The 442-nt window shown below is 60.6% G+C and carries 1 protein-coding gene; it reads right to left on the bottom strand.

The annotated features are described in order from the left end of the window. Nucleotides 1-94: 94 nt before the first annotated feature. A partial coding sequence (locus ACTNA2_RS09100; RefSeq protein WP_441049396.1) for an agmatine deiminase family protein occupies nt 95-442 on the bottom strand: 348 nt, incomplete at its 5' end.

Here is a 442-nt window from a genome sequence, read left to right as displayed (position 1 = left end):
AGTTCCGTTAGCGCAGTTGGTGAAAGTACGTTAGCGGGGTCGGCGAAAGCGCGTTAGCGCATTCGGCGAGATGCGTTTGCGAAAGTGGTCAATTTTAGATTAGCGCTAACATCACGGGCATGCAGAGCTTGTAGACCTTCAGCTTGCGGCCCTTGGCGTCAACCGCGTTGGAGAGGGTCTCGTAGGCGGCGTGGCACTGCTCGTAGAACGGGTACTCGGGGTCGTCGGTCCAGATGCAGACCATGACGCCCGGGGCGATGAAGGTGGCGACGTCGTCGATGTGGCCGTTGGTCTCCTCGGGGTCGATGCCCTCCTTGACCCAGATGACCTTCTCGACGCCGAGGTAGTCCTTGAGGTGCTCGGTCATGTACCCGCGAAGCTCCTCGCTCCAGGGCTCGAACTTCTTGCGGTACTTGGGCCAGAGGGACTCGGGGTCCTCCTC

Source organism: Collinsella sp. HCP28S3_E9 (genome assembly GCF_052065455.1).
GTDB lineage: Bacteria > Actinomycetota > Coriobacteriia > Coriobacteriales > Coriobacteriaceae > Collinsella.
This window is presented reverse-complemented; position numbering and strand designations above follow the sequence as displayed.